This is a genomic window from Leucobacter sp. Ag1, assembly GCF_000980875.1.
Taxonomy (GTDB): Bacteria; Actinomycetota; Actinomycetes; order Actinomycetales; family Microbacteriaceae; genus Leucobacter; species Leucobacter iarius.
On sequence record NZ_LAYO01000085.1, the window covers coordinates 13,052 to 38,675 of the forward strand.

25 protein-coding genes are annotated in these 25,624 nt (G+C 71.8%); 8 read left to right on the forward strand and 17 right to left on the reverse strand.

Annotated features, from left to right (window positions below; translation table 11 throughout):
* Window positions 1–9: 9 nt before the first annotated feature.
* The 5 genes from XM48_RS05770 to XM48_RS05790 are packed head-to-tail and all read right to left on the reverse strand — an operon-like array spanning window position 10 to window position 4,232.
* Window positions 10–414 carry a Fur family transcriptional regulator gene (locus XM48_RS05770; protein WP_046454853.1) on the reverse strand — a complete coding sequence of 135 codons (405 nt, stop codon included), beginning with the start codon at window positions 412–414 and terminating at the stop codon, window positions 10–12.
* Window positions 411–1,352 carry a metal ABC transporter permease gene (locus tag XM48_RS05775; RefSeq protein WP_084821022.1) on the reverse strand — a complete coding sequence of 314 codons (942 nt, stop codon included), beginning with the start codon at window positions 1,350–1,352 and terminating at the stop codon, window positions 411–413. Before XM48_RS05775 ends, XM48_RS05770 begins: the two co-directional genes overlap by 4 nt.
* Window positions 1,349–2,284: a metal ABC transporter permease gene (locus tag XM48_RS05780; RefSeq protein ID WP_231580817.1), complete on the reverse strand. Its 936-nt coding sequence runs from the start codon at window positions 2,282–2,284 to the stop codon at window positions 1,349–1,351. The genes XM48_RS05775 and XM48_RS05780 overlap by 4 nt, the downstream gene beginning before the upstream one ends.
* Window positions 2,285–2,286: 2 nt before the next feature.
* A complete protein-coding gene (locus tag XM48_RS05785) occupies window positions 2,287–3,108 on the reverse strand; it encodes a metal ABC transporter ATP-binding protein (RefSeq protein ID WP_046454854.1) in 822 nt (273 codons plus the stop codon).
* Window positions 3,105–4,232 carry a metal ABC transporter substrate-binding protein gene (locus XM48_RS05790; RefSeq protein ID WP_046454855.1) on the reverse strand — a complete coding sequence of 376 codons (1,128 nt, stop codon included), beginning with the start codon at window positions 4,230–4,232 and terminating at the stop codon, window positions 3,105–3,107. Before XM48_RS05790 ends, XM48_RS05785 begins: the two co-directional genes overlap by 4 nt.
* A gap of 365 nt (window positions 4,233–4,597) precedes the next feature.
* Between XM48_RS05790 and XM48_RS05795 the strand changes: the two genes are divergently transcribed.
* Together XM48_RS05795 and XM48_RS05800 are read left to right on the forward strand one after the other, a co-directional pair.
* Window positions 4,598–5,170 carry a hypothetical protein gene (locus tag XM48_RS05795; protein ID WP_046454856.1) on the forward strand — a complete coding sequence of 191 codons (573 nt, stop codon included), beginning with the start codon at window positions 4,598–4,600 and terminating at the stop codon, window positions 5,168–5,170.
* 50 nt (window positions 5,171–5,220) lie between these two features.
* Window positions 5,221–6,636: an amidase gene (locus XM48_RS05800; protein ID WP_046454857.1), complete on the forward strand. Its 1,416-nt coding sequence runs from the start codon at window positions 5,221–5,223 to the stop codon at window positions 6,634–6,636.
* Window positions 6,637–6,818: 182 nt separating this feature from the next.
* Here the strand turns inward: XM48_RS05800 and XM48_RS05805 are convergent, their stop codons facing one another.
* The 7 genes from XM48_RS05805 to XM48_RS05835 form a co-directional block, all read right to left on the reverse strand.
* Entirely contained in the window at window positions 6,819–7,622 is an 804-nt protein-coding gene (locus XM48_RS05805; protein ID WP_046454858.1) for an SDR family oxidoreductase, read from the reverse strand.
* Window positions 7,622–8,857 carry a Gfo/Idh/MocA family protein gene (locus tag XM48_RS05810; RefSeq protein ID WP_046454859.1) on the reverse strand — a complete coding sequence of 412 codons (1,236 nt, stop codon included), beginning with the start codon at window positions 8,855–8,857 and terminating at the stop codon, window positions 7,622–7,624. The genes XM48_RS05805 and XM48_RS05810 overlap by 1 nt, the downstream gene beginning before the upstream one ends.
* 7 nt (window positions 8,858–8,864) lie before the next feature.
* Window positions 8,865–9,659, reverse strand: a complete 795-nt coding sequence (locus tag XM48_RS05815) for an ATP-binding cassette domain-containing protein (protein WP_046454860.1) — start codon at window positions 9,657–9,659, stop codon at window positions 8,865–8,867.
* Window positions 9,656–10,717: an ABC transporter permease gene (locus tag XM48_RS05820; RefSeq protein WP_046454861.1), complete on the reverse strand. Its 1,062-nt coding sequence runs from the start codon at window positions 10,715–10,717 to the stop codon at window positions 9,656–9,658. The genes XM48_RS05815 and XM48_RS05820 overlap by 4 nt, the downstream gene beginning before the upstream one ends.
* A 56-nt stretch (window positions 10,718–10,773) precedes the next feature.
* Entirely contained in the window at window positions 10,774–11,769 is a 996-nt protein-coding gene (locus tag XM48_RS05825) for a substrate-binding domain-containing protein (protein ID WP_046454862.1), read from the reverse strand.
* A gap of 165 nt (window positions 11,770–11,934) precedes the next feature.
* A complete protein-coding gene (locus XM48_RS05830; protein WP_046454863.1) occupies window positions 11,935–12,945 on the reverse strand; it encodes a Gfo/Idh/MocA family oxidoreductase in 1,011 nt (336 codons plus the stop codon).
* 46 nt (window positions 12,946–12,991) lie between these two features.
* A complete protein-coding gene (locus XM48_RS05835; RefSeq protein WP_046454864.1) occupies window positions 12,992–13,912 on the reverse strand; it encodes a TIM barrel protein in 921 nt (306 codons plus the stop codon).
* A 147-nt stretch (window positions 13,913–14,059) separates the two neighbouring features.
* Here XM48_RS05835 and XM48_RS05840 point away from each other — a divergent pair, with 147 nt between their 5' ends.
* From XM48_RS05840 to XM48_RS05855, 4 genes are all read left to right on the forward strand, one after another.
* Entirely contained in the window at window positions 14,060–14,386 is a 327-nt protein-coding gene (locus tag XM48_RS05840; protein ID WP_052961325.1) for a type II toxin-antitoxin system Phd/YefM family antitoxin, read from the forward strand.
* A 2-nt stretch (window positions 14,387–14,388) separates the two neighbouring features.
* Window positions 14,389–14,796: a type II toxin-antitoxin system VapC family toxin gene (locus XM48_RS05845; RefSeq protein WP_046454865.1), complete on the forward strand. Its 408-nt coding sequence runs from the start codon at window positions 14,389–14,391 to the stop codon at window positions 14,794–14,796.
* A gap of 94 nt (window positions 14,797–14,890) precedes the next feature.
* Window positions 14,891–15,490 carry a TetR/AcrR family transcriptional regulator gene (locus XM48_RS05850; RefSeq protein WP_046454866.1) on the forward strand — a complete coding sequence of 200 codons (600 nt, stop codon included), beginning with the start codon at window positions 14,891–14,893 and terminating at the stop codon, window positions 15,488–15,490.
* Entirely contained in the window at window positions 15,487–17,292 is a 1,806-nt protein-coding gene (locus XM48_RS05855; protein WP_046454867.1) for an alpha/beta fold hydrolase, read from the forward strand. Before XM48_RS05850 ends, XM48_RS05855 begins: the two co-directional genes overlap by 4 nt.
* Here the strand turns inward: XM48_RS05855 and iolD are convergent.
* Genes iolD through iolC form a run of 4 tightly spaced genes read right to left on the reverse strand, consistent with a single transcriptional unit; the run spans window position 17,289 to window position 22,142 of the window.
* Window positions 17,289–19,214, reverse strand: coding sequence for a 3D-(3,5/4)-trihydroxycyclohexane-1,2-dione acylhydrolase (decyclizing) (iolD, locus tag XM48_RS05860; RefSeq protein ID WP_046454868.1), 1,926 nt, complete (start codon window positions 19,212–19,214; stop codon window positions 17,289–17,291). The two genes, XM48_RS05855 and iolD, sit on opposite strands and share 4 nt — an antisense overlap.
* A complete protein-coding gene (iolB, locus tag XM48_RS05865; protein WP_046454869.1) occupies window positions 19,211–20,185 on the reverse strand; it encodes a 5-deoxy-glucuronate isomerase in 975 nt (324 codons plus the stop codon). Before iolB ends, iolD begins: the two co-directional genes overlap by 4 nt.
* Window positions 20,182–21,111 carry a hypothetical protein gene (locus XM48_RS05870; RefSeq protein WP_046454870.1) on the reverse strand — a complete coding sequence of 310 codons (930 nt, stop codon included), beginning with the start codon at window positions 21,109–21,111 and terminating at the stop codon, window positions 20,182–20,184. Before XM48_RS05870 ends, iolB begins: the two co-directional genes overlap by 4 nt.
* The gene (gene iolC / locus XM48_RS05875) at window positions 21,108–22,142 is read right to left on the reverse strand and encodes a 5-dehydro-2-deoxygluconokinase (RefSeq protein WP_046454871.1); all 1,035 of its coding nucleotides are present in this window, start codon (window positions 22,140–22,142) and stop codon (window positions 21,108–21,110) included. Before iolC ends, XM48_RS05870 begins: the two co-directional genes overlap by 4 nt.
* A gap of 174 nt (window positions 22,143–22,316) precedes the next feature.
* Between iolC and XM48_RS05880 the strand changes: the two genes are divergently transcribed.
* The gene (locus tag XM48_RS05880) at window positions 22,317–23,075 is read left to right on the forward strand and encodes a GntR family transcriptional regulator (protein WP_046454872.1); all 759 of its coding nucleotides are present in this window, start codon (window positions 22,317–22,319) and stop codon (window positions 23,073–23,075) included.
* 34 nt (window positions 23,076–23,109) lie between these two features.
* Window positions 23,110–23,889: a hypothetical protein gene (locus XM48_RS05885; protein ID WP_046454873.1), complete on the forward strand. Its 780-nt coding sequence runs from the start codon at window positions 23,110–23,112 to the stop codon at window positions 23,887–23,889.
* A gap of 98 nt (window positions 23,890–23,987) precedes the next feature.
* Here the strand turns inward: XM48_RS05885 and XM48_RS05890 are convergent, their stop codons facing one another.
* Window positions 23,988–25,496: a CoA-acylating methylmalonate-semialdehyde dehydrogenase gene (locus XM48_RS05890; RefSeq protein WP_046454874.1), complete on the reverse strand. Its 1,509-nt coding sequence runs from the start codon at window positions 25,494–25,496 to the stop codon at window positions 23,988–23,990.
* Window positions 25,497–25,624 lie beyond the last annotated feature (128 nt).

Consider the following 25,624-nt stretch of genomic DNA (forward strand, 5'->3'; position numbering starts at 1 on the left):
GCCGCCACTCTAGGCGGCGCGGGCGCGGCAGCGCTCGCAGACGCCGTAGAGGTCGACGACGTGGTCGATCTCGGTGAAGCCGTGCTCGGCGCCGACCCGCTGGGCCCACTCCTCGACCACGCGCGCCTCGAGCTCGCGTGTCTCGCCGCAGATACGGCACACGAGGTGGTGATGGTGCCCCTGCATGCTGCAGGAGCGGAAGCGGTTCTCGCCGTCGGGCGACTGCAGCGAATCGGCCTCGCCGCCCTCCGCGAGTCCGGCGAGCGCACGGTACACGGTGGCGAGGCCGATCGTCGAGCCCTGGTCGCGCAGCGTCTGGTGCAGCTCCTGGGCGCTCACGAACCCGCGCGCCTCGGCGAGGGCGGCGCGGACGGCCTCGCGCTGCCAAGTGTTGCGCTTGGGTGCTGCGGTCATGCGGCTCCGCCTTTCGTCACCTCCAGGCTCTCACGCCCGGAGGCCTCCGCGCACGCCGGGTCCGGGGCTCCGGTCTCGGCCTCGCGGATCACGACCGCGCGCTCGCGCGCCTGGAGCGCTCGCTCGGCCGCGCGTTCCGCGCCGAGCCGGAGCCGGTCGCGCAGCCGGCCGGCGGCAGCGGCGAGCAGGAACACGACGGCCACCACGAGGCCGATGGAGCCGCCGGCGGCGATCCCGAAGTCGCGCGAGATCCACAGGCCGACGAGGCCCGAGACGACGCCGAGCACCGCGGCGATGCCGGGGATCCAGGTGAATCGGGGCGCGAGGATCCGCGCGGCGGCCGCGGGGCCGACGAGCAGGGCGACGCCGAGGATCGCGCCGACCGCGGGCATCGCGGCGACCACGCCGGCGGCGATGATCCCGCTCGCGAGCGCCTCGACCGGCCATGCGCGGAACCCCGCGGCGGCGAAGCCCACGGGATCGAAGGTGTGGAACAGGATCCGCCGCCCGAACACGGCGAGCAGCAGCAGGGTCGCGGCGAGCACGGCGCCGGTGCGCACGAGGTCGGAGCCGGTGACGCTGAGCGGCGACCCCACGAGCAGCGCCTCGACCGGGACGCCGTTGCCCGTGTTGAGGCTCGCGAGCAGCGTGCCGAGCGCGAAGCCGAACGACAGCACGATGCCGCTCGCGACCTGGCGGCCCTGACCGGGCACGCGGGCGAGCAGCGTCATGATGCCGACGAGCAGCAGAGCGAAGAGCGCCTGGCCGAGGATCAGGTTCCAACCGAGCACCGCGAACAGCACGCCGCCGGGGAAGGTGGCGTGGCTGAGCGAGACCGCGAAGAACGAGCGGCGGCGCATCACGATGAGCGTGCCGACGATGCCGGACAGCACGCCGAGCAGGGCGAGCTCGATCGCGGCGAGGGCGAAGTAGCTCATGCGGCATCGCCCCCGGCGGTCGCGCCGACCGGCGCCGGGGCATCCGCCTGATCCGCCGCATCGGAAGCGCGCTTCGCGCGGGCGCCCGGCGCGCGTCCGCGCAGCAGGCGCCAGCCCACGGCGAGCGCGTAGAGCGCGACGAGCACGAGCACGACCGTCGCGCCGGGCGAGACGGTGGCGCCCGCGCCGACCGACCACACGAACGAGAGCCACAGGCCCGCGACGCCGGCGATCAGCGGCACGAGGATCGCGATGGGGACGAGCAGACCGAGCCGCCCCGTGAGGAGGCGCGCCGCGGCCATCGGCACGGTCAGGATCGCGAGCACCATGAGCACGCCCAGCGCCTGCACGCCCGCGACGACGAGCAGCGCGACCGCGACCGACAGGGTGAGGTCGGTGACGAGCGGGCGGAAGCCCGCCGCCCGGAACCCCTCGGGATCGAACGCGCGGAACAGCTGCGCCCGCCAGCCGATGGCGAGCACGATCACGGCGAGCACCGCGACGACCGTCACCTGCCAGAGCTGGGCCGCTGTCACGGTGAGGAGGCGCCCGAACAGCAGATCCTCCAGCTGCGAGACGTACCCCTGCTGCCGTGAGACCAGCACGACTCCGAGGCTGAAGAGGCCCGTGAGCACGACCGCGATGGCGGCGTCCGAACCGACGCGTCCCGCGCGCTCCAGCAGGGTGAACAGCACGGCCGCGATGAGCGCGGCGATGATCGCGCCGGGCAGCACGAAGTCGGATCCGCCGATCGCGGCGCCGACCACGAGCCCGGGGAACACGGCGTGCACGAGGCCGTCGCTCACGAACTCCAGCTCGCGGAAGCTGATCCCGATCCCGACGACGCCCGCGGCGACGGCGAGCACCGCGAGGGTCGCGAGCGCGCGGCCCATGAAGGGCAGCGAGAAGATCTCGATGAGTCCGGCGTCCACCGCTACTCCGTCTCGCGGGTGGTGGTGACGGTGTGGCGGTCGAGCTCCACGGTGGTGTCCTGGAACGCGTGGGCCACGGCCTCGAGCGTCAGCGCATCGTCGAGGGTGCCGTAGGCGGCCGGGTGACCGGGATCCTCGGGGTGGTGCCCGCTCGAGAGCAGCAGCGCGTGCGTGCACGCCTCGCGCGCGATCTCGAGGTCGTGGGTCGAGACGATGATGGTGCGGCCCTCGGCGCGCACCTCGCGCAGGAGGGCGAGCAGCGTCTCGCGGTTCTCGCGGTCGAGCCCGTTGAACGGCTCGTCGAGCAGGATCATCTCGGGGTCCGCGACGAGCGCGCGGGCCAGGATCCCCCGCTGCTGCTGCCCGCCCGACAGTTCGCCGAAGCGGCGCTGCGCGAACGGGGCGAGCCCCACCCGGTCGAGCACGGCGTCGATGCGGCGACGGCCCTCGCGGCCGATCGGCCGGAAGGCGCCGAGCTCGCGGTACAGCCCCATGCCGACGACCTGCCGCAGCGTGACCGGCAGCGAGGTGTCGCGCTGGTCGGCCTGCGGCAGCGATCCGATGCGGCGGCGCGCCCGCACGGGCGCCTCGCCGAGCACCCGGACCTCGCCGGCCGTGAGGTCGGCGAGGCCCAGGATCCCGCGCAGCAGCGTGGACTTGCCCGAGCCGTTGGGCCCGATCAGCGCCACCGCCGAGCCGCGCTCGACGGTGAGGGAGAGGCGCGCCACCCGTGTGCGTCCGGCGTAGCCGAACGCGGCATCGCGAAGAAGGATCGCGGGGGTGTCGTGCGCGGCGGGCGCCGCTCCTGCTGGGGCTTCGGTCACTTGAGGTTCTCCGGGAGCGGGCCTGGCTTCTCGCCCCAGGCCTCGAGGATCGTTTGCGTGTTGTGGACGGTGGCGCCGAGGTACTGCGCGCTCGAGCTGCCGGCGGGTCCGAGCGAGTCGGTGTAGAGCGACTCCGCGTCGACGACCTTGACGCCGGCCTCCTTGGCGATGGTACGCGCCAGGCCGGGGCTCATGGACGATTCGACGAAAACCGCACGGACCTTGCGCTCCTTGATCGTCGCGACGAGGCGGTCGACATCGGCCGCGCTCGGCTCGGCGTTGTCCTCGAAGCTCGGCAGGATCGACCCGGCGAACGCGATCCCGTAGTCGTGCAGGTAGTAGCGGAGCGAGTCGTGCCCCGTGACCATGATCCGCTCGGCCTTCGGCACACGATCCATCTGAGTCGTGATCCACTCGTCGAGACCCTTGAGCTTGAGCAGGTAGGCGTCGGCGCGGCGCTGGTAGTCCGCCTTGTGCGCGGGATCCGCCTGCGCGAGCCCCTTCGCCACCTCGGAGACCATGCCCTCGGCGTTGCGGGGGGAGGTCCAGATGTGGGGGTTCAGGTCGCCGTGATCGTGATCGTCGTCATCGCCGTCGGCGTGCGCGTGGGCGGCCTCCTCGGTCGCGCTCGCGTGGTCGTGGGCATCGGTCGACTCGTGCGCGTGGTCGTGCGTCTCGGCGCCGCCGGCCTCGGCCGCGCCCTCCGCAGTGATGGCCTTGAGCGTCGCCTGATCGAGGCCGTCGGCCGCGGTGACCGTCTTGCCGTGGAAGCCCGAGGCCTCGACGGCGCTGCTGACGAAGGTCTCGAGGCCCGCGCCGTTGACCACGAGCACATCGGCGCGGCCGAGCGCGAGCAGGTCGGCGGGGCTCGGATCGAAGTGGTGGGCCGAGGCGCCGGGCTTCAGCAGGCCGGTGAGCTCGATGTCGTCGCCGCCGATCTCCTTCGTGAAGTCGGCGAGCTGCGTGGTGGTCGCGACGACCCGGAGGCGCTCCCCGTCGGGGGCCTTGCTCCCGCCCGCTTCGGCGCTCGGCGACGAGCAGCCGACGAGCGAGGCGGCGAGTCCCGCCGCGAGGGTGGCCGCGAGCGTCGCGGTGACGAGGGTGCGAGTCCGTGAGTGTCGCATCGAGTGGGTCTCCTGACCAGTTCGGGTCGCGCCGGTGCGCGCCGCTTGTTGAGAACGAATCTCAGCATAGTCTCTTCTGAGAACGGTTCGCAACAACGGGGCGTGAGCCTGCTTCTGTGTCCCCGCCCCGTGCGCGCGTGCCGCCCCTGCGCCGCACCCCTGCGCCGCCCCGCTCCCGGGCTCGTCGAGTGAGCAGTTGTACACGTTATGAGGCCGCATAACGTGTACAACTGCTCACTCGACCGGGGTGGGTGGGCGGACGGGATGGTGGGGTGGGTGGAGGGCGGGGCGGGGTGGGGCGGGGCGGGTCGTAGGCTGGAGGGATCCGGCGGCCGACTCCGCCACCCGACGACGAAGGGCCCGAGATGACCCACGAGCCGCAGAACGAGCTGCCCCCGGAGCTGCGCGAGGACCCCGCCGAGAGCCCCGCCCCGACGGAGGCTCCGCGCCGCGGGCGCCGCGTCGGCCCCCTGGTCGCGATGACCCTCGCACTGCTGCTCGCCGTCGGCGGCGTCTTCGCGCTGCCGTTCAACGTCGGCGGCGCCTGGACCCAGCCGACGTCGGGCGGCGAGAAGATCATCCGGGCCGCGATCGCCAGCGACCCGACGAACGTGTGCGACGGGGGCATCGATGCCGATTCGCTCACCCACCTGGCGGATCTGCCGGGCGGATCCGGGTTCTTCGCGGCGCGCACGAACTCCGGCGGCGTCTGCGCGCTCCTGACGGAAGCGCACGGTTGGGGATCGATCTCGGGCGACTCCCCCGTGCGGGGCAGCTCGCTCCTCACCGGGAGCGACGGCAGGAACCGCTACATCGTGCTCCGGCTCGAGTCGGCCGGCGACGGCGCCTCCGGGTTCCGATCCGACTACCGGATCGTCGACGACCCCGCCGAGGTGGAAGCGTGGATGCGCGGGCAGGACACCTCGACGTCCGTCTGAGCCGCTCGACCGATGCTCCGGCGCGCAGCACGATCTGAGAGACTCGCTCCGTGAACGCCGACACGCACGCACCGTCCGCGACGCACCCGACCGCGCTCGAACTGCGCGACGCGCTGCGCCGCGGCGAGGTCTCCGCGGTGGAGCTCGTGCACGACGCCCTCGACCGGATCGCCGCAGACGAGCTCGGCGCCTTCGTCAGCGCACAGCCCGAGGCGGCCCTCGCCGAGGCGCACGACGCCCACGCGCGGATCGCCGCGACGCCGCGCGACGAGCGCGGATCCCTGCCGCCGCTGCTCGGCCTGCCGACCGCGCACAAGGACCTGGTCGACGTGCGCGGCGCGGTGACGAGCCACGGCAGCCGCGCGGTCCCGCATGTCGCCGCGCGGCACGATTCCCCGGTCGCCGCGGCGGTCCGCGCAGCTGGGGCGATATCGCTCGGCAAGACGCAGGTGCCCGAGTTCGGTATCGCCGGATACTCGGAGAATCTGGTCGCACCGCCCGCCCGCAACCCGCGCGATCCGAGCCGCACTCCCGGGGGTTCCTCGGGCGGCTCCGCGGCTGCGATCGCCGCGGGCCTGATCCCGCTCGGGGTCGGCAGCGACGGGGGCGGCTCGATCCGGATCCCCTCGGCGGCGTGCGGTCTCGTCGGGCTGAAGCCGGGCCGCGGCGCGGTGCCGGCGGATCGCGGGAGCGGACTCGTCGACGAGATCGGCGCCCCGAGGCTCACCGTGTCGGGGCCGATCGCCCGGACGGCCGCCGACGCCGCCCTGCTGTTCGACGCGATGCGCGGCCTGACCGCGGAGCCGAGCCTCGCCGCGGTGCGGCGGGCCCACGAGCTGCGCGGTCTGCGCATCGGAGTGACGCTCCGCTCGCCGTTCGAGGGCGAGGTGCCGGTCTCGTATTCGCCGGACGCGCTCGCGGCGCTCGACGCCGCCGTCGCTCGGCTCGGCGAGGCGGGTCACCGCGTCGAGGAGGCGGACTGGATCCCGGATCCGCGCTATCCCGGGGCGTTCACGGACGTCTGGACGGCGGGTCTGGCCCGCATCGATTTCGGTCCCGGCGCGGAGGAGCGGCTCGGCGAGCTGGCGGCGGCGTTCCTCGCTCGCGCCCGGCGGGCCTCCCCCGAGCGGCTGGCGCGTGCGGCGCGCACGCTGCGCGAGTTCGCCGCGGATTGCGTGCGGCAGTGGGGCGCGTACGACGCGATCCTGACGCCCGCGCTCGCGTTCGCGGCGCCCCGGGTCGGCGCGTTCGTCGCGGCCGGGCCGGAGGGCGACTACCGGTTGCAGTGCGAGTGGGCGCCGCAGACGTCGATGGTGAACGTGGCGGGCCTTCCGGCGGTCGTCGCCCCGATGCGTCGCGACGCGGGCGGGCTCCCGTTCGGGGTGCAGCTGATCGGACGGGCGGGCACGGAGACGCCGCTGCTCCGCCTGGCGGAGCAGCTGGCGCCCTCGGTTTCGTCTCGCTAGCGCTCGCTCAACCAGCGGAAGCGCCCAGCGAACGGCCTGTGAGGCGTGCGCGGTGACCGGGATTGCCCGGCGGCGCATCGGGGTTGGCGTGGCGCGACGGAGGAGCGACATCGCCGGGGGATCCCCGCCTAAGCCGCAGGGCAATCCCGGTCACCGCGCACGCCCCACCCGAGAGCGACCCCTTACTCGTACGCCCCGATCACGGTCTGGTCCCAGTCGATGATGGATCCGGTGACGACGCCGCTGCGGTCGCTGAGGAGGAAGACGACGGCGTCGGCGATCTCGTCGGGTTGGCCGAGTTTGCCCATGGGCATCCCGGCGGAGGCTTGTTCGAGCCAGCCGTCTTCGGCGCCGTGGAATTTCTGCTGTGTGGCGTTCTCGCCGGGGGTGGCGGTCCAGCCGATGTTGAGGCCGTTGATGCGGATCCGGTCGAAGCGGTGCGCGAACGCGGCGTTCTTGGTGAGTCCGGCGAGCCCGGCTTTGGAGGCGACGTAGGGCGCGAGGTAGGGCTGCCCGCCGTGGGAGGAGATCGTGATGATGTTGACGATGGTGCCGGGTGCGCCGCGTCGTTGCAGGTCCGCGACGGCGCCCTGCATGGTCATGAATGGTGCGACGAGGTTGACGGCGAGGTGTTCGCCGAGCAGTTCGCGCGTGGTGTCGGTGAGGCTGCCGCGGGTGGGCAGGGCGGCGGCGTTGACGAGGCTGTCGATGCGACCGAAGCGTGCGATGGTCTCGGCGACGGCGCGTTCGGCTTCGCCGGGGGTGGCGAGGTCGGCGACGATGGCGATGGCGTTCGCGGGGCCGTCGTCGCTCCAGAGCGCCGCTTCGTGGATCTCGACGAGCGCGCGTTCGGCCTTCTCGGCGGAGCGTCCGACGATGGCGATGCCGGCGGCTCCTTCGCGGGCGGCGGCGCGGGCGATGGCGAGGCCGAGGCCCTGGGTGCCACCGGTGACGAGCAGGATCCTGCCGGCCATGAGGTGCTGCATCATGCCTCCTGGGGCGCGGTGAGGGCCGCGGTCGTGCCGGGTTCGGCGGGGATCCGTTCCCAGCTGCGTTCGGCGGCCGAGCGTTCGGCGGCGGAGACGACTCGGGCTGCGGAGAGCGCGTCGTGGATGTTCGACGCGTCGGAGGAGCGGCCGAGCACGGCGGAGAGGAACTTCTTGGCTTCGATGACTTTGAGGTCGTCGTAGCCCATGGAGGTGCCGGCGCCGGGTTGGAATCGTCCGAATTCGCCCATGCCGGGGTGCGCCATGACGGTGGTGTAGCCGGGGTCCTCGGTGCCGAGCGGGGTGGAGACGCGCAGGAAGTTGAGCTGTTCGAAGTCCCAGATCGCGGAGCCGTTCGTGCCGTAGACGGCGATCCCGTAGCTGGCGCGGGGGCCGACGGCGACGCGGGAGGCTTCGAGGGTGCCGACGGCGTCGGCTGCGACGGCGTCGCCGGAGAGCCGCACGAGCATGCCGGCGTAGTCCTCGTTCTCGACGGGTTCCATCTGTCCGCCTTCGATGAGGGCGAAGTGGGTGCCGGTGCCCATGGGCAGTTCGGGTCGTTCGGCGTAGACGGTGGAGGTGAGGGCGCTCACTTCGGCGACGGGCCCGAGCGTGTAGTGGACGAGGTCGACGAGGTGACCCATGAGGTCGCCGAGCACGCCGGATCCGGCGAGTTCGCGCACGAAGCGCCAGGAGCGGGCGCCGCGCGGGTCGGCGGAGTAGTCGGCGAACATGTGGCCGCGCACGTTGGTGATGCGACCGAGGGTGCCCGCGGCGATGAGTTCGCGGAGGTGCTCGACGGCGGGCGCGTGCCGGTAGTTGAAGCCGATGGAGGTGACGACGCCGGCCGCGTCGGCGGCTTCGGCGACGGCCGCGGTCTCGGTCTCGCCGCGTCCGACGGGCTTCTCGATCCAGAAGTGCTTGCCGGCTTTCGCGGCCGCGATCCCCATTTCGGCGTGGAGGAAGTTGGGGGCGCAGATCGAGACGACGTCGACCTCCGGGTCTTCGAGTACGGCGCGGTAGTCGGCGGAGGCGCGCTCGTAGCCGAGCACGTCGACCGCTTCGCGGCGCCGGTCCTCGGAGGTGTCGGCGGCGTGCACGAGCCGCGGACGGACCCCGAGGTCGGGGTAGGCGTAGGCGAGGTTGCGGTAGGCGCGGCTGTGGAGCTGCCCCATCCAGCCGACGCTGATGAGGCCGACCCCGACCTCGGTGGTTCCGTTCGCGAGCGTGCGCATGCGCCTCCTACTTCCGGGTCGCAGAGATCTCGTGGGCGAGCGATTCGAGCTCGGCGCCGCCGGCCATCGCCTGCACCAGTTCTTCGAGCTCGACCTTGCCGCGCTCGAAGTCGGCGATCATGCGGCCGCGGTTGAGCAGGTAGAAGCGGTCGCCGACCATGAACGCGTGGTGCGGGTTGTGGGTGATGAAGACCACGGCGACGCCGCGTTCGCGTGCGGCGAGGATGTACTTCAGCACGATGCCGGACTGGCGTACGCCGAGCGCGCTGGTGGGCTCGTCGAGGATGAGGACCTTGGCGCCGAAGTGCACGGCGCGGGCGATGGCGACGGCCTGCCGCTCGCCGCCCGAGAGCGTGCCGATGGGCTGGTTGGTGTCGCGCAGGTCGATGCCCATCTCCATGAGCGCCTGCTTGGTGATGTCCTGCGACTTCTTGACCGACATGAAGCCGAAGAACTTCGGTCCCTTGACGGGTTCGTTGCCGAGGAAGAAGTTGCGCCAGATCGACATGAGCGGCACGGTCGCGAGGTCCTGGAACACGGTCGCGATGCCGCGGGCGAGCGCGTCGCGCGGCGAGGAGAACTCGACGGCCTCGCCCTCGACGCGGAAGGCGCCGGAGCTCGGCTTGTGCACGCCCGACAGGGTCTTGATGAGCGTGGACTTGCCGGCGCCGTTGTCGCCGAGCACGCAGGTGACGGATCCGGCGTCGACTTTGAGGCTGATGTCGCGCAGCGCGATGACGCTGCCGAAGCTCTTGCCGACGTTCTCGAGCTCGAGAGCCGGGGTCGCTGATTCCTGGGTCATTTCTTTCGACCTCCCTGTGCACGACGCGAGATGGTGATGTTGATGAGCACTGCGGAGAAGAGGATCACGCCGAGGAACGTCGAGACCCAGTCCTGATCCCACAGGGCGTAGGGGATGCCGACCGCGGCGAAGCCCATGATGAGCGCGCCGATGGAGGCGCCGATCGCGGATCCGGCGCCGCCGGTGAGGAGGCAGCCGCCGACGGCCGCGGCGATGATGTAGTAGAACTCCTGGCCGACGCCCTGACCGGCCTGCATGCCCTTGAGACGCAGCACGAACATGACGCCGACGAGCGCGGCCGACATCGCGGTCATCATGAACAGCAGGATCTTGGTGCGGTCGACGGGCACGCCCGCGTTGCGCGCGGCGTTGGCGTCGCCGCCGACGGCGAAGATCCAGTTGCCGAAGACGGTGCGGGTGAGCAGCAGCGTCGCGATGATGGTGAGCAGGATCCACCAGACCACGGAGATCTGGAAGGTGGTGCCGCCGATCGAGACGGTGCTGGCGAAGAATGCCTGCGCCGAGTCGTAACCGTCGCCCTGGTCGACGCCGGAGACGCGGACGGTGCCGGTGATGCCCTTGGTGACGGCGAGGTTGACGCCCTTGAGCACGAAGAACGTGCCGAGGGTGACGATGAAGGACGGCAGTTTGGTCTTGACGACGAGCATGCCGTTGATGAAGCCGACGATGCCGGCGAAGACGATGGTGATGAGGATCGCGAGCCAGACGTTCACGCCCCACTCGGTGATGAGGAGGCCCGCGAGCAGGCCGGAGGTGCCGACCATGACGCCGGTCGAGAGGTCGAACTCGCCGCCGATCATGAGGAGAGCCACGAACACGGCGACGATGCCGACGGGGGCCGCGAAGTCGGTCCAGCCGGCGGCGCCCTCGAGCGTCGCGAAGTTGCCGGTGGTGTCGGAGAAGGCGAACACCAGGAAGATGGCGATCGCGCCGATGAGTGCGCCGAGTTCGGGGCGGCGCAGCACCTTGAGGTACCACGGCGTCGTGCTCACGCGTTCGTCGAGCTTGATGTTGCTGGTTTCGGTGAGGAATGTCATGGTCTCTCCCTGCGAGGGACGGGGCCGGCGGTACGCCGCCGACCCCGTCGTCCGCGTTAGCGCAGGCCTTCCTTCACGGATTCCTGCACGGCCTTCACGTTGTCCTTGGTCACGAATGCGGGACCGGTGTAGACGGGGAGCCCGCCGCCGATCTCGATCGCGTCCTTGACCGCGAAGTAGAGCAGCTGCACGGCCATGTACCCCTGCGCGTACTGCTGCTGGTCGATGCCGAACTGGAGCGTGCCCGCGTCGATGGCCTTGAGCGCGTCGGCCGACAGGTCGACGGTGCCGACCTTGATGTCGCGGCCGACGGTCTTGACGGCGGGGAGGACGGCGCCGGTGGCGACGTCGGCGTTCAGCGCGAACACGGCGTCGATCGACGAGTCGGCCTGGAGGGCGGCGAGGATCTTCGCCTGCGCGCCGTTCAGGTCGGCGAGCGCGCCGTCGGCGTTGAACTCCTGGACCTTGCCCTTGAAGGTCTCGGCGGCGCCCTTGCAGCGATCGGTGAGGCCGGAGTTGGCGGCTTCCTGGATCGGGCAGAGGATCTTCTTGACGCCGAGCTCGTTGAACTTCTCGCCCGCCTGGCGGCCGGCGACGATCTCGTCCTGGCCGACGTGGGTGAATGCGCCGAGCTCCTTGTAGACGCTGGATCCCGAGTTGATGGTGACGGTGGGGATCTTGGCGTCGCTCGCGGACTTCATGGCCGACTGGATCGCGCCGGGGTCGGGTGCGGAGGCGGCGATGCCGCTGCAGCCGCCCTTGACGCCGGCCTCGATGGTGGACGCCTGCTTGGCGGCGTCGTTGGTCGAGCCCTGGTAGTCGAGGGTGACGCCGAGCGTCTTCGCCGCGTCTTCGGCGCCCTTCTGCGCGACGGCCCAGAAGGTGCCGCCGTCGCCGTGGGTGTAGACGCAGATCTTGATGTTCTTGTTGTCGGGGGCGGCGCTCGCGCTGCCGCCTCCGCCCTTCGCGCCGGTGCCGGAGCAGCCGGCGAGCGCCAGGGTCAGGGCCGCAGCGGTGGCCACTGCGGCGGTGATGAGCTTCTTCTTCACCATGATGACGGTGCCTCTTTTCCTCTTCATTGAGCTTTGCGAGGTGGGACGTGAACGGCCCTGTTCGCCAGTATCTTCCATCCCCGGATCAGGATCCAGCGATTCGGGGATATTTGTCATGACATTAGGGCATTTGAGACCAGATTGTTGCAAACTCCGCGCAAAGCTTCAGTTGAACGGCATCGCAACGACGCTACCGGTCTCGGCGGACCTCTGGGCGGCATCGGCGAACAGCAGCGCGGCGCGGCCGTCGTCGAAGGTGGGGCTGTCGGACGGTTCGCCGCGCATAAGGCGCAGGAACGCGTCGAGCTCGGCCGAGTACGACACGGCGTAGCGGTGCAGGAACTGCGGTTCGTAGGGCGCTCGCGCGTCCACCGCCGTCGCATTCGACGCACTCACCAGGCTGAGCGACGGATTGTTCGCCTGCAGGGAGCCGAGCGCTCCGAAGGCTTCGATCCGCTGGTCGTAGCCGACAGCGCTGTGCCGCGAATTGACGATCGTGACGATCGCGCCCGACGCGGATTTCAGGGTCACGACGGCCGTGTCGAAATCGCCGTGCTCGCGCGCGCCCTCGTCGAAGAGGGTGCTGCCCGTCGCGCTCACCTCCACGATGTCGGGCAGGAAGAACCGAGCCATGTCGAAGTCGTGGATCGTCATGTCGCGGAAGATCCCGCCCGAGACCCCGATGTACGCCGCGGGCGGCGCCGCGGGATCCCGGCTGATGATGGTCAGCTGTTCGAGCGGCCCGATCTCGCCGGCCGCGACGCGGGCGCGCACCTCGGCGAAGGCGGGATCGAAGCGGCGGTTGAAGCCGAGCGCCACCGGCACCCCCGACGCCGCCACCTTCGGCCGCAGTGCCTCCACGCGGGCGATGTCGAGGTCGATCGGCTTCTCGCACAGCACCGGGATCCCCCGATCCACCGCCGCCTCGATGAGCGGCACGTGCGTGGGCGTCGGCGCGGCGACCAGGATCGCATCCACCTCGCCGGAGTCGAGCAGTTCGTCGCTCGAATCGGTCACGCGACCGCCGAAGCGCGCCGCGAGCGCGTGCGCGCCGTCGACGAACGGATCGGCGATCCAGCTGAGCTCCGTCTCGGGATGCGCCGAGATGCTCGTCGCGTGCACCAGGCCGATGCGGCCCGTGCCGATGAGCCCCATGCGCACTCGGTTCTGCGTCATTGCTTCGATTCCTTCTGCTCGTGGTGCGGTTCGGGAGCGCGTCCGCTCAGGCCCAGGGCCGGAGCGCCTCGCGGTTGGTGCGGTGGTCGGCCAGGCGCCGTGCGGCGAAGGTCGCGAGATCGATGCCGGCCTCGGGCAGCACGTCCTGCTCGACGACGATCCACCCGGCGTAGCCCGCCCGATCCATGGCGTCCATGATGGTCGCGAGGTCGATGTCGCCGTCGCCGAACGCCGCGAAGGCGCCCGAGCTCCAGACCTCGACCATGCCTCCGCCCGCGTCGATGACCCGGGCGAGCTCGGCGCGATCCACGTCCTTCAGGTGGAGGTGGTTGATGCGGGGCGCCCAGCGCTCGACCACGGCGGCGGGGTCGCCGCCGCCGAGCAGCAGGTGCCCGGTGTCGAAGGTGAGGCCGACGTCGACCCGGTCGAGGAACCGCTCGACCTCGTCGGGCGACTCGACGAACGTGCCCGCGTGGTGGTGGAAGGTCGGCTCGAGCCCGGCCGCGCGAACGCGCTCGGCCGCGCGGGCGGCGTTCGCGGCGAGGCGGTCCCAGCCGGCGGCGTCGAGCGGATCGACCGCGAGGCCGGGTCGCGCCTGGCGCGCTTCGGAGCCGGAGTCGGCGAGCGTCGGCTTGGGTCGGAACGCGGCGGGCCCGCCGAGCGCGGCGGCCGCGTCGGCGAACACCGTGAGCGCCGCGTCGAGCTCGGGCAGCGCGGCCGCGAACGCGTCGTCGTCGCTCATGGGCAGCTGGACCCAGCCGCCGGCGAGGCCGAAGCCGTGCGCGCGCAGGCGGGAGATCAGCGCTTCCCCCTCGCCGAGGTACCCGGCTGGGCCGAGGTCGATGCCGGCGTAGCCGGTCTCGTCGAGGATCTCGAGCATCTGATCGGGGGCGATGGTGTCGGCTCCCTCGGGGGTGAGCTCGAACACTCCGAAGCTCACCGGGGCACCGGCGACTCGTGCGTCCATGCGTGCGCCTCCTCGCGCTGTTCGATCGCTCGGGCAGCCTTGCCCGAGGCTTTGATAAGACAATAGGGCATTTCGGGAGCGCTCGCCATCCACACCCGCCCGATCGAGCTTGACACGCTCGAGTCTTCATGTGCGACACTGCCGCACATGAAGGAAATCGGAATCCGCGCACTGCAGCAGAACGCCTCCGCGACCGTTCACCGCGTGGCCGACGGCGAGTCGCTCGACGTCACCGAGCGAGGCCGACCGATCGCACGCCTCGTGCCGATCGGTCGCACGCAACGCGAGATGCTCCTCGCCAGCGGCAAGCTCCGCCCGGCGCTGATCGACCGCGACGAGTATCTGATCCGGCGGGCCGGGCATCTCGCGCGACGGGCGGAAGGCGAGCGGAACACCCACGAGCCCACCATCGGAGCCGGGGTACCCTCATCGACAGCGGAAGTCCTCGACGACCTCCGTGCGGATCGGATCTGAGCGTGCTCGTCTACGCGGACACTTCCGCGCTCGCCAAGCTCATCGTCGAAGAGCCCGAGTCCGATGCGCTCGTCGACTGGTACACGGAGGTCGAAGCGATCCTCGTCACCTCGGATCTCGCTCGAGTCGAGCTCATGCGCGCCGTACATCGCATCGACCCCGGGTTGTCGATCGACGCGCACGACCTGCTCCGCAGTTGCGAGATCATCAGCCTGGACTCGATCGACTACGAGCGCGCTGGCACACTGCCTCCGACGCCTCTGCGCAGCCTCGATGCGCTCCACCTGATCGCCGCGCAGAACCTCGGCGACGCGCTGGACGCGATCCTGACCTACGACATCCGCCTTGCCGAAGCCGCCGCGGTGTACGGAATCACGCCCGTGCACCCGGGCCGGGAACGACTCGCATGAGCCGCGCACCGATCCGCCTCGCCGCGGCAGTCGCCGCCCGAACGCACTCCACAGCATTTGTCCAAAATATGTAGACCGGTCTATTATTTGGGGCATGACTTCCAAAGGTGACCTGACCCGAGCGCGGCTCGCGGCGTCCATGCTTGAACTCATCCAGACCGGCGGCTACGCCGGCACCGGCCTGAACGCCGTCATCGAGCACGCCGCCGCCCCCAAGGGATCCATCTACTTCCACTTCCCGGACGGGAAGGAGGGCCTCGGTGTGGCAGCCGTCGAGCTGGCTGAGGCCCAGTTCGCGGCGCTGATCGCCGAGGCCGCCGAGGCCGCCGGCAGCGCGGCCGGTGCCGCGCGAGCCGCGATCGAGGCCCTGGCCGCCATCGTCGGCGAGAGCGACTTCCGGCTGGGCTGCCCCGTCTCCGTCGTCACCCTCGAAATGGGCGCCGAGAGCGAGCGGCTGCGGCAGGCCTGCGCGGCCGCCTTCGCATCGTGGATCACCCCGACCACCGAGTTGCTCGTGGGCAGCGGACTCGCCGAGTCCGAGGCCCGCTCGCTCGCGACCGTCGTCGTCTCGATGATCGAGGGCGCGGTCATCGTGTCCCGCGCCACCCGGAGCACCGAGCCCCTGCACGCGGCCGCCGACGTCGTGGCCGAGCTCATCGAGGGGCGCGTCGCTCAGGTCGGGGGCACCCGATGAGCGCGGAGCTGTCCACCCGCAACGCGCTGGTCTTCGGGGCCTCTGGCCTCGTCGGCCGCACCCTCATCCGCTCCCTCGTCGCGGCGAGAGCGGACGTCACCGCCGCCGTGCGCAGCGTGGAGTCGGGTATCCGGCTCGTGCGCTGGTTGCAGGAACGAGGCGTGACGCAGAGCATCTCCGTCGTGCTCGTCGACTTCGAGACGCCCGAGCTCCTGCCGGGCGGACCTGCGGCTTTCGCGCACATCACCGAGATCCACAACTGCGCCGGGTCGTTCCGATTCGGCATGCCGGCGGAGGAGGCGCGCCGCGCCAACGTCGGCATCGTCGAGAAGGTCGTCGACTTCGCCGCCGAACTCCCCCGGTTGCAGCGTCTGCTGCACATCTCCGGCTACCGCGTGGGCGGCCAGGACCCCGCAGCGGTGCCGTGGTCCGACGAGCACCGGGCGGCGGTGTACGCGGAGCTCGGCGGCTACGAGGCGTCGAAGGTGGAGTCCGACGCGATCTTCCAGGCCCGGGCCGCCGAGCGGGGCGTCCCCTGGACGATTATCAACCCGGCCACAGTGATCGGCGACAGCGTCACCGGGGAATCCGACCAGCACATCGGCATCGCGAGCACGATCGAGCAGGTGTGGGCGGGCACCGCCACCGCGCTGCCCGCGGGGAGCTCCACGTTTGTACCCGTGCTCACCGTCGATTACATGACGTCGTTCATGGCCGCGGCGGCGATCGATCCCGACGCCGCGGGGCAGGCGTACTGGATCCTGGACGACCGGACGCCGCCGCTCACGGAGCTGCTCGTGCACGCCGGCCGGCACCTCGGAGCGCAAGTCCCGAAGCTCCGGATCCCCGTCGGCGTGATCAAGCGCCTCCCGCAGTGGGTCACGGGGGCGGACCCCGAGACCCTCGGCTTCCTCTCCTCCGACCGCTACCCGACCGGTCCCGCCGTCGCGCTCGCCGCGCGGCACGGCGTCACCATGCCCGACGTGCGCACCTCGCTCGAACGGTGGGTCGATTACATGGCCGCGCACCGGTTCGGCACCGCGAAGGGCGGCGACCGCCGGTTCATCGACGCCGGAGGCGTGCGGACCTTCGAGCTGGGCGCCTCCGACGCACGGCGACTGATCCTGCCCGGGCTGCCGGTCAACGCCGACACCTGGGCCGATGTCGCGGCGGGCATCGGGGCGCGTGCGGTCGACCTGCCCGGGCTCGGGCTGAGCGGCGGCATGGGCATCCGCGACTGGGGGCGCTGGCTGCCCGGGATCCTGGACGAGCAGCCACTCGAGTTCGTGGGCCACTCGATCGGCGCGGCCGCGGCGGTCATCGCCGCCGACCGGTTCCCCGAGCGGGTAGGGGCGCTGACATTGATCGCGCCGTTCTTCCTGCAGCCGCGGGCGGGCGCCGGAACTCGCCTGCGACCGCTCGTGCGCGGCGTGCTGCGCCGCACGAGCGCGAGCGCGCTGTCGCGCCGCCTCACCGGTTCGGAGGCGAGCGCCGACCGGCTCACGAGCAGCGCCCAGGACCTGCGGCGGGGTCGTGCCAGGGCCGTGGCCGAGCACCTCGCGCAGGCGGGCTCGGAGCGCTGGCGCGCCGAGCTCCGCGAGGCGCTCGGCCGGTACGACGGACCCGTCCGCATCGTCACCGGAAGCGATGACCCGCTCGATCCGCGTCTCGCCGCGGCGCTCGCGGCGCGGCCGAACGTCGAGATCGTGACGGTACCGGGCGCCGGGCATCATCCGCAGCTGACGCACCCGGACGCGCTCGTCGAACGGCTCGCCGGGTCGAAGGCGGCCCTGCCCGGTTAGCCCAGCAGCGGCCGCTGGGCGCGCACGTGCTCCTCGTACTCGGCGCGGGCGCGCTGCGTCGATTCCAGCTCCGAGACCTCGGCCACCGGCACGTCCCACCAGCCCTCGCCGTCGGGCGCGTAGACGAGCGGGTCGCTGTTGATGTGGATCACGGTCGAGCGCGGCGACGCCTTCGCCGCGACCACGGCCTCGCGCAGCGCCTCGGCGGCACCCGGCGCGACCGGGATCTCGACCACGTCGACGCCGTAGCTGCGCGCGTTCATCGCGAGGTCGACGGGCAGCACCTCGTCGCCCTGGAAGTTGCGGGCCTCGGCGTCGTAGCGCCGGTACTTCGTGCCGAAGCGCTCCGAGCCGACCGTCTCCGACAGGTGCCCGATCGAGGCGTAGCCGTGATTCTGCACGATCACCACGACGAGTTTGATCCCCTCGGCCACGGCCGTCGCGAGCTCGGTGCTGAGCATCAGGTACGAGCCGTCGCCGACCATGACGATCACGTCGCGGTCGTCGCCCGCCGCGTCGAGCCCGCGCTTCGCGCCGAGTCCGCCCGCGATCTCGTAGCCCATGCACGAGTACGCGTACTCGACGTGGTACCCGAGCGGATCGCGCACGCGCCACAGCTTGTGCAGATCGCCCGGCAGGGATCCCGCGGCCTGCACGATCACGTCGCGCGGGTCGCTCGCCGCATGCACCGCGCCGATGATCTCGGACTGTCCGGGCAGCTCCGCACCGGTCGGCGCGAGGGCCGCGTCGACGACGCCGTCCCACTCGCCCTTCTCGCGGGCCAGGCGCTCGGCCGAATCGGCGCCGAGCCGCCAGTCCGCGAGCAGCGGCGCGAGCTCGAGCAGCGTCTCGCGGGCGTCGGCCACGACGGGCAGCTGCGATCCGTGCTTGACCGCGTCGAACGCGGCGACGTTGATGTTGACGAAGCGCACGCCCGGATCCTGGAACGCGGTGCGCGATGCCGTCGTGAAGTCGCTGTACCGGGTGCCGATGCCGATCACGAGGTCGGCCTCGGCCGCGAGCCGGTTCGCGGCGGTGGTGCCCGTGGCTCCGACACCGCCGAGGTACTGCGGGTGATCCCAGGGCAGCGATCCGCCGCCGGCCTGCGTCGTGCCGACCGGGATCCCCGTCGCCTCGGCGAGCTCCCGCAGCGCGTCCTCGGCACCCGAGTAGATGACGCCGCCGCCGGCGACGATGAACGGGCGCTTCGCGGATCGGATCGCCGCGACCGCGGCGGCGAGCGCATCGCGCTCGGGGCGCGGGCGCCGGATCCGCCACTCGCGCGGCTGCAGGAACTCGGCGGGCACGTCGAACGCCTCGGCCTGCACGTCCTCGGGCAGCGAGATGGTCACGGCGCCGGTCTCGGCCGGATCCGTGAGCACTCGCATCGCGCCGAGCGCGATCGAGAACAGCTGCTCGGGCCGCTGCACCCGGTCGAAGAAGCGCGAAAGCGGCCGGAAGGCGTCGTTCACGGTCAGCCCGATGTCGTGCGGCTGTTCGAGCTGCTGCAGCACGGGATCGGCGACGCGCGTCGCGAAGGTGTCGCTCGGCAGCAGCAGGGCGGGCAGGCGGTTCGTCGTGGCGAGCGCCGCGCCCGTGAGCAGGTTCGTGGCGCCGGGCCCCACGGAGGCGGCGGCCGCGAAGGTGCCGCGCCGGCGGTGCATGCGCGCGTAGCCGACGGCCTGGTGCACCATGGCCTGCTCGTTGCGGGCCTGGTAGTAGGGCATCAGCGCGGGATCCTGCGCGTTGAGCTGCTGCAGCGCCTGGCCGACGCCGGCCACGTTGCCGTGCCCGAAGATCCCGAACACGCCGGGCACGGTGCGTTCGCGGATCTCGGCGCCGGAGGCGTCCCGGTCGACGGTCCACTGGTTCGCCAGGAACTCGATCAGCGCCTGGCCGACGGTCATGCGTCGCGCGGTCATCGTGCGGTCTCCTCGGTGTCGGGCGCGGGCTGCGCGTCGGGGGCGAAGGGCAGGCGGGCGTCGATGCCGAGCCCGTCCCAGGTGCTGCGCACCCAGCCGTGCGCGGGATCGTCGCTGATCAGCCAGACCCGCTCGGGGTCGGGGCCGGCCATGACGTTCAGGTAGTAGAGGTCGTAGCCCGGAGCCGCCACTGCCGGACCGTGATAGCCGAAGGGGATCAGCGCGACGTCGCCCGTGCGCACCATCGCGTCGATCTCGATGTCGCCCGCGGGCGACGAGTAGGTGCTGAACATGCCGAAGGCGTGCGCTTCGCTGGCCTCGACGGCGGCGCCGCGCGCCGGGGCGGACTCGAAGTAGTAGATCTCCTCGAGCCGCGACTCGTGCCCGGGCACGTGCTCGTCGTGCTTGTGCGGCGGGTACGACGACCAGTTCTCGGCCGGGGTGATGACCTCGCAGACGATGAAGCGGGAGGCGTCGAGCGCCTGCGGAGTGCCGAAGTTGTGCACCTGGCGGCTCGATGCGCCCCCGCCGCGCAGCTCGACCGGCACCTCGTCGGCGCCGATGCGCCGGGTCGGCAGCACGCGGTCGGTGGGCGAGGTCGCGACGGCGAACCGGCCGGGGCCGCCGACCGCCTCGACGGAGGCGGAGTCGACCGCGGCCGAGAGGTAGAGCACGTCGGTGGGACCGTCGAACACGGACGCGCGGCCCGCGAGCTCGATCGTCGCAGCGCCGTCGGCGGCTCCCGGTTCGGTGCGCGTCACCGCGAAGGATCCCGAGAGCGGCACGATGAGCCGTTCGACGCCCGCACCCTCGAGCGCGATCCGTTCGCCGGCCTCGAGCCGCGCGACCCGGAGGCCCGTGTGCGCCCAACCCGGCGTCCGCTCGTCGACGACGGTCTCCCAACCGTCCGCGCCGAGCGCTCCCCGCCGATGGAACCAGCGCTCGCCGGATCCGTTCGCCTCCGCGGTCATGCCGCCCCCTCCGTCGCCGTGGTCGTCAGATCACCGTGCACCAGTCGCGCGGCCGTGTCCACCGCGGCGGTCACGTCGCCGTCCTGCGGGTAGAGCAGCGTGCGCCCGACCGTGAGGCCGCGCACGCCGGGCAGCGCGAGCGCCCGCTCCCACGCGGCGAACGCGGCGTCGGGATCCCCGCCGCCCTCGCCGCCGAGCAGCAGGGTCGGCATGGTCGTCGCCTCCATCACCCGCTCCATCTCGTCGACCACGGGGAGCTTCATCCAGGTGTAGGCGCTGGAACGGCCGAGACCCGCTGCGATCGCGATCGAGAGGATCACGGCCTCGGGGCTCAGATCGTTGACGACGCGGCCCGTGCCGGCGTCGCGACCCGAGAGGAAGGGTTCGAGCATGATCGGGAGCCGCGCGTCGGCGGCCGCGTCGACGGCGCGCGCCGTGGCCTCGAGCGTGGGGGCGGTGCCCGGGTCGTCGAGGTCGACGCGGATCAGCGTCTTCGCGAAGTCGAGCCGCTGGGCGACCATCGCGGGGACGTCGTAGGCGGTGTAGCGGTCGTCCATCTCGAAGGAGGCGCCGCGCAGGCCCCCGCGGTTCATGGATCCGACGACGATCTTGCCGTCGAGCAGGCCGAGGGCCGCGAGGTCGTCGATCACGTCGGGGGTGCCGAGCACCCCGTCGACCCCGGGGCGGCTGAGCGCGTGGGCCAGGCGGTCGATGAGCTCGCCGCGGTTGCCCATCGCGGTGGCGTCGCCGCCGGCGGCGAGCGCACCGCGCGCGGGGTGGTCGGCGGCGACGATGAAGAGGCGCCCGTCGCCCGCGAGCAGCTCGCGCCGTTCGCGGGTGGCGAGGTACTCGCCGATCGCCTCGGGATGTTCGGCGCGCACGGCGCGGAGCCGGGCGAGGTCCGCGTCGCTCAGTCGCAGGTTCATCGGACCGCGCCTTCCGCTGCGAGACGGGCCGTGTCGCGCGCCTCGGCGTCGCGCACGGCGTCCGCCGATCCACCGGCGAGCACGGCCTCGACCTCGGCGGCGCTCGGCATGGCCGTGGAGCACTCGCGGCGGGTGGCGACGATCGCGCCGGCCGCGTTCGCGTACTGCAGGATCCGTTCGAGCCCCCAGCCCTCGAGCAGGCCGTGGCAGAGGGCACCGCCGAACGCGTCGCCCGAGCCGAGGCCGTTCACGACCTCGACGAAGTGCGGCGGCACCTCGACGGTCTCGTCGGCGGTCTTCGCGAGCACGCCCTTGGGGCCCTGCTTCACGATGGCGAGACGCACACCGCGTTCGAGCAGCGCGTCGGCGGCGCGCAACGGCTCGGTCTCGCCGACGGCGACCTCGCACTCCTCGCGGTTGCCGACGGCGACGGTCGCGTGCGCGATGGCGCGGGCCACCTGGGCGCTCGCCTCGGCGGGGTCCGGCCAGAACATCGGGCGGTAGTCGAGGTCGAGCACCGTGTGCTGCGCCGTCGGCGCGGGCGCTGCGCTGCGCGCTTCGAGCGCCGCGTGGTGGGCGGACCGGCTCGGTTCCTGGCTCAGTCCCGTGACGGTGAGCCAGAGGATCCGGGCGGCGCGAATCGCGTCGAGGTCGAGATCCTGCGGGGCGATCTCGAGGTCGGGCGCCTTGGGCTCGCGGTAGAAGTAGAGCGGGAAGTCGTCGGGCGGGAAGATCTCGCAGAAGGTGACGGGTGTGGCGTAGCGCGGGTCGACGCGCACCTCGCGCGGGTCGACGCCGAGGCGGGCGAGCTCCGCGAGGAGGTAACGGCCGAAGGGGTCGTCGCCGACGCGCGAGACGAGGGCGCTCGCGTGCCCGTAGCGCGCCGCGGCGACGGCGACGTTGGCGGCGGAGCCGCCGAGGTACTTGCCGAAGCTCGTGACCTCCTCGAGCCCGACGCCGTCCTGCAGCGGATACACATCGACGCCGAGGCGGCCCATCACCAGCGCGTCATCGGGATCCCGGTCAGCCATCGCCGACCTCCTCTCGGGGCATCTTTGCCGTCACGTTTGTCCTAACAATATCACTTTCTCGGGGTCCGTCCAGATGCGCAGCCGCCGGAATCCGCCGCGGGGCTCGCACGAATCGGCGTAGGGTGGACTCACGTCTGGTTGTCCGCACAAAGTGCGGAAGGGGAGGAGGGCGAGATGAGCGCAGAACCGGTGTGGCCCGAAGAGCTGTTCGTCGACCTCGACCGCAACGGCCCCGTGCCCCTCTACTACCAGGTGTCGTCCCGCCTGGAGGAGGCGATCCGCTCGGGCCGCATCCCCGCCGGCGCCCGCCTCGAGAACGAGATCTCGATCGGCGAGCGCCTCGGACTCTCGCGCCCGACTGTGCGCCGCGCGATCCAGGAGCTCGTCGACAAGGGCATGCTGGTGCGCCGCCGCGGGATCGGCACCCAGGTCGTGCAGGGCCGCGTCAGCCGCCCCGTCGAGCTCACGAGCCTGAACGAGGACCTGAGCCGCACCGGCCACGCCCCCACCACCGAAGTGTTGGAGGTCGCGCGCGAGCCCGCGAGCGACGAGATCGCCGCGCAGCTCGGCGTCGAACCCGGCACCGAGGTGACCCGGATCCGCCGCCTGCGCCGGGCCGACGGCACCCCCATGGCCGTCCTCGTGAACTACCTGCCGCCCGAGTTCGCCGACCTCACCGCCGAACAGCTCTCGGAGCGCGGGCTCTACGAGATCCTGCGCGCCCGCGGCATCGCGATCCGCATCGCCAATCAGACGATCGGCGCGCGCCGCACGCACGGCGACGAGGCCGAGCTGCTCGACATCGCGAAGGGCAGCCCGCTGCTCACCATGGACCGGGTCGCGTTCGACCACTCGGGCCGCGCGATCGAGGCCGGCCACCACTGCTACCGCCCCGACCTCTACTCGTTCGAGACCACGGTCGTCGCCCGCTAGGCTCGGCCGACCGGCTCGACGGAAGGATCCTCGGATGAGCACCACCGATCCCGTCGCCGAACGCCGTCGCCGGGAGGCCGCGAAGCTCGGCGCGCCCCGGTACGCCGTCGCGCTCGTCATCAGCGGCGCGGTGATCGCGGCCGGCGCGGGAGTGCTCGCCGCCATGCTGCTCTCGTTCGGCGCCCTGGACGAGTTCACCGAGGCCGCCCCGTTCCCCTGGCCCGGGCTCGGCATGGTCATCGGGCTCCCCGCGATCATCATCGGCATGCTCGTCCACACCGGCTTCGCACGCAAGTACACCGGGCGGCTGCTGGCCTACCCGCTCGTCGGCCCGCTCACGCTCATGCTCGGCGGCGGCGCGATCGGCGGCTGGCTCGGCTGGTTCGGTTGGCCCGCGCCCTCCGGTTCCCGCCCGGGCGGACTCTGGTGGTTCCTCCCCGCCGGCCTCACCGTGCTGGCCGTGCTCTCGCTCATCGCCGGGGCCCGCGGCAGGATCCGCACGCGCGCCGGGCAGCGCACCCTGGCCGGCGTCCTCACCACCGGCCGTATCACCGCGGGCGAGATCACCGCGATCCCCGAGATCAGCCCCGAATCCGGCGGACTCCTCGGCGAGATGGTCGTGCGCTTCGTCGACGATGCAGGCACGGAGCGCTGGGTGCAGCGGCTCGGGCAGTGGAAGCGCCACGAGCTGCCGAAGATGGGCGACACCGTCGCGGTCCTCTTCGACCCGACGGCTCCCGGCGACACGAAGCGGATCTGGATCGGTCCCGCCGACGCCCGCACCGCCGAGGACTTCTCGCGCTGGAGCCTGTGACACCTCCGCGGCTCCCCCGGAAACGCCGAACGGGCGGGCGGTCCGAGGACCGCCCGCCCGTTCGCGGAGCTCACCGGCGCGGAGCCGGCGGACGCAGACTAGTCGTTCTGCGGGAAGCCGAGGTTGATGCCGCCGTGGGTGGCGGGATCGAGCCAGCGGCTGGTGATCGCCTTCTCGCGGGTGAAGAACTCGAAGCCGTGCACGCCGTACGCCTTCGCATCGCCGAACAGCGAGGCCTTCCAGCCGCCGAAGGAGTGGTAGGCGACCGGCACGGGGATCGGCACGTTGATGCCGATCATGCCGACCTGGATCTCGCGCTGGAAGCGGCGGGCCGCCCCGCCGTCGTTCGTGAAGATCGCGGTGCCGTTGCCGAACTGGCCCGAGTTGATGAGCTCGACGCCCTCGTCGAAGGACTTCACGCGCACGACCTCGAGCACCGGGCCGAAGATCTCCTCGGTGTAGGCGCGCGACGTGGTGGGGATGTTGTCGATCAGGGTGGGGCCGACGAAGAAGCCCTCCTCGTGACCCTCGACCGCGAAGCCGCGACCGTCGACCACGATGGTCGCGCCGTCCGCCTCGGCGATGTCGATGTAGCCGGTGATCTTGTCGCGGTGCACGTCGGTGATGACCGGGCCCATGTCGGGCTCGGGGCTCGACGCACCGTTGCCGATGTTGAGCTTGCCGATGCGCTCGACGATCTTCGCGATGAGCTCGTCAGCGACGGGCTCGACCGCGAGCACGACCGAGATGGCCATGCAGCGCTCGCCCGCGGCGCCGTAGCCCGCGTTGATCGCCTGGTCAGCGACGAGGTCGAGGTCGGCGTCGGGCAGAACCAGCATGTGGTTCTTGGCACCGCCGAGCGCCTGCACGCGCTTGCCGTTCTTCGACGCGTTCTCGTAGATGTACTGCGCGATCGGGGTCGAGCCGACGAACGAGATCGACTGCACCTCGGGGGCGTTCAGCAGGCCGTCGACGGCGAGCTTGTCGCCGTTGAGCACGGTGAAGACGCCGTCGGGAAGACCGGCCTCCTTCCAGAGCTCGGCCATCCAGAGCGCGGCCGACGGATCCTTCTCGCTCGGCTTCACGACGACCGAGTTGCCCGCGGCGATCGCGATGGGGAAGAACCACATCGGCACCATGGCGGGGAAGTTGAAGGGCGAGATGATGCCGACGACACCCAGGGGCTGCTTGATCGAGTAGACGTCGATGCCGGTCGAGGCGTTCTCCGAGAAGGCGCCCTTGATGAGGTGCGGGAACCCGGTGGCGAGCTCGACGACCTCCTGGCCGCGGAGGATCTCGCCCATGGCGTCCGAGACGACCTTGCCGTGCTCGGCGGTGATGATCTTCGCCAGCTCGGGCTTGCGCGCGTTGAGCAGCTCGCGGAAGTTAAAGAGGACGGTCTGGCGCTTCGCGATGGAGTACTCGCTCCAGATCTCGTAGCCGCGCTGCGCCGAGGCGATGGCCTCGTCGATCTCGGCCTGGTCGGCGAGGGCGACCTGCGCCTGCACCTGGCCGGTGGCGGGGTTGTAGACGGGTGCGGTGCGGCCGCTGGTCGAGGGGCGGCGTGCGCCATCGATCCAGTGCGGGATCACGGTGGTCTCGGTCATCGCTGTGCTTCCTTCGCGTGCATCGTTGGGTGCGGCTGTTCGTGCGTCGCGCGGCCGGCGCGGCGCATCGTGGGGTCGCGGGCGAACCGCGAGCTCCGACGAGTTCGAGCGTAGATCAGTCGGCCCGC